The organism is Acidihalobacter sp., assembly GCF_037381185.1.
GTDB lineage: Bacteria > Pseudomonadota > Gammaproteobacteria > DSM-5130 > Acidihalobacteraceae > Acidihalobacter_A.
In genome coordinates, this window is the sequence record NZ_JARRQY010000034.1 from 86359 (window position 1) to 92541 (window position 6183).

The 6183-nt window shown below is 66.9% G+C and carries 6 protein-coding genes; 4 read left to right on the forward strand and 2 right to left on the reverse strand.

Annotation, left to right across the window (positions count from 1 at the left end; genetic code table 11):
- Nucleotides 1-257 precede the first annotated feature (257 nt).
- The 4 genes from P8014_RS12755 (at nt 258) to P8014_RS12770 (ending at nt 4310) form a co-directional block, all read left to right on the forward strand.
- Complete coding sequence (locus P8014_RS12755; RefSeq protein ID WP_337817702.1) at nt 258-1937, forward strand: glycosyltransferase family 39 protein; 1680 nt, start codon at nt 258-260, stop codon at nt 1935-1937.
- Nucleotides 1927-3138, forward strand: coding sequence for a sialidase family protein (locus tag P8014_RS12760; RefSeq protein ID WP_337817703.1), 1212 nt, complete (start codon nt 1927-1929; stop codon nt 3136-3138). The genes P8014_RS12755 and P8014_RS12760 overlap by 11 nt, the downstream gene beginning before the upstream one ends.
- Nucleotides 3128-3778 (forward strand): hypothetical protein, encoded by a 651-nt coding sequence (locus P8014_RS12765; protein ID WP_337817704.1) that lies wholly within the window; start codon nt 3128-3130, stop codon nt 3776-3778. The genes P8014_RS12760 and P8014_RS12765 overlap by 11 nt, the downstream gene beginning before the upstream one ends.
- Before the next feature lie 91 nt (nt 3779-3869).
- Nucleotides 3870-4310, forward strand: a complete 441-nt coding sequence (locus tag P8014_RS12770) for a Slp family lipoprotein (protein ID WP_337817705.1) — start codon at nt 3870-3872, stop codon at nt 4308-4310.
- Here P8014_RS12770 and P8014_RS12775 read toward each other — a convergent pair.
- Nucleotides 4286-5209 (reverse strand): DMT family transporter, encoded by a 924-nt coding sequence (locus P8014_RS12775; RefSeq protein ID WP_337817706.1) that lies wholly within the window; start codon nt 5207-5209, stop codon nt 4286-4288. The two genes, P8014_RS12770 and P8014_RS12775, sit on opposite strands and share 25 nt — an antisense overlap.
- Before the next feature lie 106 nt (nt 5210-5315).
- Complete coding sequence (locus tag P8014_RS12780; protein WP_337817707.1) at nt 5316-6086, reverse strand: AraC family transcriptional regulator; 771 nt, start codon at nt 6084-6086, stop codon at nt 5316-5318.
- Between the last annotated feature and the right edge of the window lie 97 nt (nt 6087-6183).

A 6183-nucleotide genomic window follows, 5' to 3' on the forward strand; every position in this document is an offset into this window, starting at 1 on the left:
ATCGATCCCCCCGCTGTCTCCTGCGCGCGTCGGACTGCGTTTCGAGGACACTCTCGTCGAGAGACGGGCGTTCTCCCCCCGGCGCGAAAACAAGGAACGCACGGCGCATGCCGAACAAATCGGCCGGGGCACGTCTAATGGGTGAGCGCTCTGAAATGCAAGGCGCAACGCCCACGGCCGATCAGGTCGATGGCGAGCGCCTCGCAGCCCGGCAGACAGCCCGCGGAGCCATTCAATCACGGTATACTGCCCCGCCCATGACCTCCGCCCCCGCATCCAAGCGCTCCGCCCTTTTACTGCTGGGCCTGTTCCTGCTCGCCTGCCTGGCTTTCGCGCCCGGTATCGGCCAACCAACCGGTGTCACCACCAAGGACGAGTACTTCCTTGGCCTGCGCACGCCGATGTGCATCGTCGAACACGGCGACTGGCTGGTGCCCTGCCTGGACGGCCACGCGCGCCTCAACAAGCCGCCGCTGCTGTACTGGCTCACAGCCGTCAGCTATCGCGCATTCGGAGTCTCGCTGCTCAGCGCGCGCGGCGTCGCGGTCGCCTTCGGCGCGCTATTCGTGCTGGCCACCGCGCTCATCGCCTGGGAACTGACCGGCGACCGGCGCCGCAGCCTGCTCGCGGGCCTGGTGCTGATGTCCATCGCGAGCATCGCCATCGGCAGCCGTATGCTGCTGCTGGACATACCCACCGCAGCATTCAGCGCGCTCGCCTTCTACGCCATCCTGCGCTGGCTGCGCACCGGCTCGCACTGGCTACTGCCGCCCATCGCGGTACTGTTGGCCGCGGGTTTTCTGATCAAGGGCCCCATCGTTCTCGTGCTCAGCGGCGCCGGCATCCTCGCGCTGCTGTTCACCTCCGCCGGCGCCAGACAACGCCTGCGCGAAAGCTGGCCGGCCGTGACGCTGACCTTCTGCGGGTTTCTGGCTCTGGCGCTGCCCTGGTTCGTCTACGTGCACACCATGCTTCCGGGAACGTCCGACCATACGCTGAGCACCGAGCTGCGCGCGCGCGACTTCCTCCAGTTCTCGCTGCAGCCGCTCGCCGGCCTGCTGGTGCTCGGCCTGCCATGGTCGTTTCTCGCCCTGCTGCTCGCCGCCCGCAGCGACTGGCGCGCGCGCATGCCTCATCTGGGCTTTCTGCTGCTGTGGCTGATCATCACGGTCGCGCCGTTCTTTCTGATCAAGACCTTCGGACGCTACCTCTACGCCTCGCTGATACCGCTGTCCATCATCGCTGCGCACCTGCTCGACCAGCCCATGCCGCGCCTCGGTCGCCTGACCGCGTGGCTCGGTCTGCTGCTGGCCGGCGCCGTCGCCGGGCTGGTGGTGTTCGCCGCCGGCTGGTTCCGTGGCGTGGATTTCGCCATCGCGCTGGGCGGCTTGACCTGGGCACTGTTCGTGTACGTCTGGTGGCGTGCGGACAATGCCATTGCCATGGCGGCAAGTTCCGCGCTGCTGTGGGCGGTGGTCATGGGGCTGGTCTATCCGCGGCTCGGCCTGAACGCCATTCCGCCTCAGATCGTGCAGATGACGCGCAACAGCCCGGTGGTGATGTACGACGGACCGCAACCGGCGCTGCTGCCCGCCGTACTCGGGCGCATGCTGTGGCAGACCGACAGCCGGTGGCGTCTGCCGCCCGCGCTCGAGGGCCACTGCGGCAGCTTCCTGGTCGTCGCCGCAGCGCAAAAAGTGGACAGCATGCGTAGCTCGATGGCGGCGCATGGTCTGAGCGCCTCCCCGGTGGCCCAATACCGCACGCTCACCTCGCGCGTGTCCTGGGTGCACATGGGCCGCACCGGCCTGAGTCGGAGCGAAGTCCTGGCCGCCCTCGCGCGGCACGACCTCGATGCTCTGGCTCCGCGTATCGACGTGTTCCGCGCCGGTTACCAACGCTGCACCACCGCGCCCGGAGTCAAGCATGGCGGCTGAACGGCCGTTGCTGCGGGTATTCGGCCTGCTGGCGGTCGCGGCAGTGCTGACCGTCGCAGCGCTACGCGGCGCAGACCTCGCACCGCCGCGTTTCGCACTACCGCTGACCCAGGGCAGCGCCGGCACCCAGCCGCAGTTCTCGCAGCAACTGCTGCCCGCCCGCGCCGTCGCGCCCAGCGTGCACTCGGCAACCGTGGTGGCGCTACCCGGCGGCGATCTGCTGGCCGCCTGGTTCGGCGGCTCGCACGAAGGCGCACGCGACGTACGCATCTACCTCTCGCGCGAACACGACGGACAATGGAGCCGTCCACGAGCGGTCGCCGGGCGGCTCTCCACCCAGCGCGACACGCTGCGCTTCACCCGCATGACCGGGAATCCGGTGTTGTTCTTCGGCGGCGACGGGCGCCTCTACCTGATCTACGTCACCGTCTCGATCGGCGGCTGGGCCGGCAGCGCTCTCAACGAAATGGTCTCCAGCGACGACGGCGCGCACTGGAGTCCGGCACGTCGCCTGATCACCACGCCGATGTTCAACATCTCCACCCTGGTCAGGGAGAACCCGGTACCCCTGACCGACGGCAGCGTAGCGCTGCCGGTATACAACGAGTCGATGGGCATGTTCGGCGAATGGCTGCGTCTGGGCCCCCACGGCCGACTGCTGCACCGCTACCGCATCGACTCCGGCACCGACTCGCTACAGCCGGCGCTGGTGCCGGTCGGCCCCATGCAGGCCTTCGCCTACATGCGTTACGCCGGATCGGCGCCCAACCGCATCCTGATGAGCGGCACGCGCGACGGTGGCCGCACCTGGAGCGCGCCGCAGCGCCTCAAGCTGTCCAACCCCAATTCCGCCGTGGCTGCGCTGCGCCTGAGCAACGGGCAGATTCTGATGGCCTACAATCCCGAGCCGGCCAACCGCAACGTGCTGGCGCTGGCCCTGTCCGACGACGGCATCCATTTCACCCGGGTCGCCACGCTCGCCTCCAGTCCGAACCACGAGGCCGAGTTTTCCTATCCCTACATGATCCAGCGCGGCGGACGCGTCGACATCGTCTACACCTGGTGGCGACGGCGTATCGCGCACGCCGCGTTCAACGTCGCCTGGCTGGAAGCCCAGGCCCGCGCCGCGCGCAAGGACCCGGCCGCTGCGTTGAAGCCGCTTGCCGACTGGCCGGCTCCGGAGAACGGCGATGGGCATTGAGCACCTCGCACAGCAGGCCTTCGGCCTGAGCGGGCAGGCGCTGATCGTCGTACTCGGCATCCTGCTGCTGCCCGGTATCCGGCACCTGCCCTCGAGACTGCGCACCGGATTGACGGTCGTCGTCGCCGCGATCGTGCTGTTCGTACCTGCCAACGGACTGATCCTGGCCGGCTACGTGCGGGGATTCTTCGGCGATTTCAGCGCGGTCAGCTGGATGGTCATGCTGGCTGCGGTGATCCGCCGCGCCGGCGGCCCCACGCTGCTCGACGCCGTCGATCGCCGCCGCCTGTGGTGGCTCGCCTCGATCGGCGGCGCGGTGCTGTATCCGATGACCGCCGGTCTGACGGTCTTCGATCCCTACGCGCTGGGCTATCAACCGCTGGTACTGGTGATCGCACTGGTGCCGGTCATGCTCTGGTTGGCCATTGTCCGCTCGCGTCTGCTCTGGCTGCTGGCGCTGGCCGTGCTCGCCTTCGATCTGCATCTGCTGGAATCTCCCAACCTGTGGGATTATCTTCTCGATTTCTGGCTCACGCTGTACGCATGGGGCTGGCTGATCGTGCAGATATTGCGCCTGCTCGTGCGCGGCACCGTCCATCTCTTATTCCGAAGGGGCAGAAGTGCGCGTCAGATCACTTAGAGAAGTGCGGAGCAGGCTGTGCGGACAGACGGCCGCGATCGCCTTGGCCACCGTGTCAGCTCTCGCGCTGGGCGGCTGCGCAGGCGTGCCCTTGAAACCATCGGGCCCGTATGCCGACCTCACCCCGCAGGATGCCGTCAGGACCGACTACCTGGGTGCGCGCGTACGCTGGGGCGGAGAACTCATCACTACCGAGCCGCAAGCCGACCGCACCTGTTTCATCGTGCTGGCGCTGCCTCTATACGCCGGAGGTGAACCGCGCGAGTCGCGTTCCCGTTCGCTGGGTCGCTTCGTCGCCTGCAACTCCGGCTTCTACGATCCGGCGCTCTATGCCAAGGGACGCCTGATCACCATCGCCGGCGACATCACGCGATTCGAGACACGCAAGGTCGGCGGCTACGCCTACCACATGCCGGTGCTCAAGGCCGGCGCTCCGCATCTGTGGCCCATCGAACCGCAGATACGCTATATCACCGTGCCCGCGGCGCCCTTGTGGTATCCCGTCTACTATCCACCGCCTCCCAAACGCTGAGGGCGGCGAGGGGTCAGACTCTGGACGAGCAGGCCCGAGAGAATCAGCGCCGCCCCCACCACCGTCCACCACGTGGGTTGCTGAGCTAGAAACATCCAGCCGAAAGCAGACGCGAACAACGGCGTACTCAGGCGTATCAGCGTATTCAGAAACGGCGCCAGCCGGCTGGAAGCCACGGCGACCGCCAGCGTCGGCAGCGCCGTCGAGATGATTCCGAGACCGAGCACTGCAGCGCCGGCGGACATATCCGGGGGCAGCACCCGCGCGGAACCGCCCGACAGCCATGCAACGCCGAACAGCGCGAGCCCCAGCGGAACGAAGGCAGCACGGCCTATTTCGGCGCCGTTGGGCGCATGCGCCTGCAGAGCCAGATGACGGTGAATGCTCGCATAGGCGGCGGTAAGCGCAGCAGCGCCGAGCGCCGACATCAACCCGAGCCCCGTACCCGGAACCCAGGCCCCGCCCAGTCCCGGTCGGACGATCACCAGCAGACCTGCCAGCGTCATCACCACCGCCAACGACTCATGCCATGCAGGTAGGTGCCCGCCCAAAGCACGGTAGAACAACACGAACAACGGAGCACAGCCGATGCACAGCGACACTTCTCCCACCGGCGCGTGCTGGAACGCAAACACTGCGGCCAGGTAGTAGGCGACGAGCAGTCCCCCCAAACCCGCTGCCACGAGGCCGTAGCCGCCCCTGACACGGGGGAAGAAGACCAGAAACAGCAGCGCCGCCAACAACAGGCGCCAGGCGACCAGTGCAAGCGGCGACAGGGTCGGCGCCAGATTCACCCAGACACCGGTTGCGCCCCACGACATCGAGGTGATCAGCGCACCGAACACACCGCGCATGTCGAATGCCTGATCACCGGTTTGTTGCCGTTCGCGCGCGCTCATCCGGTTCCGCATGCCTGTCTTTGACGACATCCGCAATGATTGCGCGGCGCTCGGGTGGATTCAGCCCGAATCGGGCCACTGAGCGAGGTTCCCGGGCCCCCAGGACTCAATGCGTGCGCGCGCGGAAGACGCGAGGCGCGACCCCGTGCCAATTGCGAAACACCCGGGCGAAATGCGATGGATTGTCGAAGCCGATCTCGCTGGCGACCTGCATCACCGTGAAGCCGGAAGTCGCCAGCAGCACCGCAGCGCGCTGCATGCGCATGGCGTTGAGCTGGGCATGAATCGTATGCCCGGCCTGTCTGCGGTACAGTCGCGTGAGATGACGCCGCGACACACCGCAAAGCCGCGCAATCAGGTCCAGACTTGGATGTTCGTTCAGACGGTTCCGCAATTCGGCATTCACCCGTTCGACCAGCCGCGCGTCCCGCGACATACGCCCCGCCCCGTCGGGAGCTTGGATACGCGCGACACACTCCCGCCAGAGCAATGCCGATACATCTTCCTCCAACCCGATAGTGTCGGTTGCGGAATCATCCTCGGCGAGCAGGCGCTGCAGACCCAGCAAACGCTCGGCGGCAGGCGACAACGCTGCGATTCCGGACCTCGCGCCGCGCACCGCGCCATGCAGCAACTCGGCCGGCGCGTAGCAGACCCAATGCATCTGATCCGCCGCGCCGGCGCGGGAACGGTGGCCACAATGCGCGTCGATCCAGTAGAAGGCACCGGGAGGCACGTTCCGATCGCGGCCAAGGTTCTCATCCGTCACCGCAAAGACACCGCGCGCCGGCGCCAACATCATCACCACGTCATGCGCATGCCAGTCGGTTGCATAGTCGGGTTGGCGATTGATCCGGGCGATCACATCGGATGGCATGACTGCGCTCCTTGATTTACAGGCGTGGTGTGCCGCCACTCTTAGCACACCGAACCAAACCATTCATCCATAAAAAAGCGGGGCTCCCGGAAGGGAG

What these genes read in the sequence shown, in the direction of transcription:
- P8014_RS12755 (WP_337817702.1), top strand. Translation starts at nt 258, where the DNA reads ATGACCTCCGCCCCCGCATCCAAGCGCTCCGCCCTTTTACTGCTGGGC.
- P8014_RS12760 (WP_337817703.1), top strand. Translation starts at nt 1,927, where the DNA reads ATGGCGGCTGAACGGCCGTTGCTGCGGGTATTCGGCCTGCTGGCGGTC.
- P8014_RS12765 (WP_337817704.1), top strand. Translation starts at nt 3,128, where the DNA reads ATGGGCATTGAGCACCTCGCACAGCAGGCCTTCGGCCTGAGCGGGCAG.
- P8014_RS12775 (WP_337817706.1), bottom strand. Translation starts at nt 5,209, where the DNA reads ATGAGCGCGCGCGAACGGCAACAAACCGGTGATCAGGCATTCGACATG.
- P8014_RS12780 (WP_337817707.1), bottom strand. Translation starts at nt 6,086, where the DNA reads ATGCCATCCGATGTGATCGCCCGGATCAATCGCCAACCCGACTATGCA.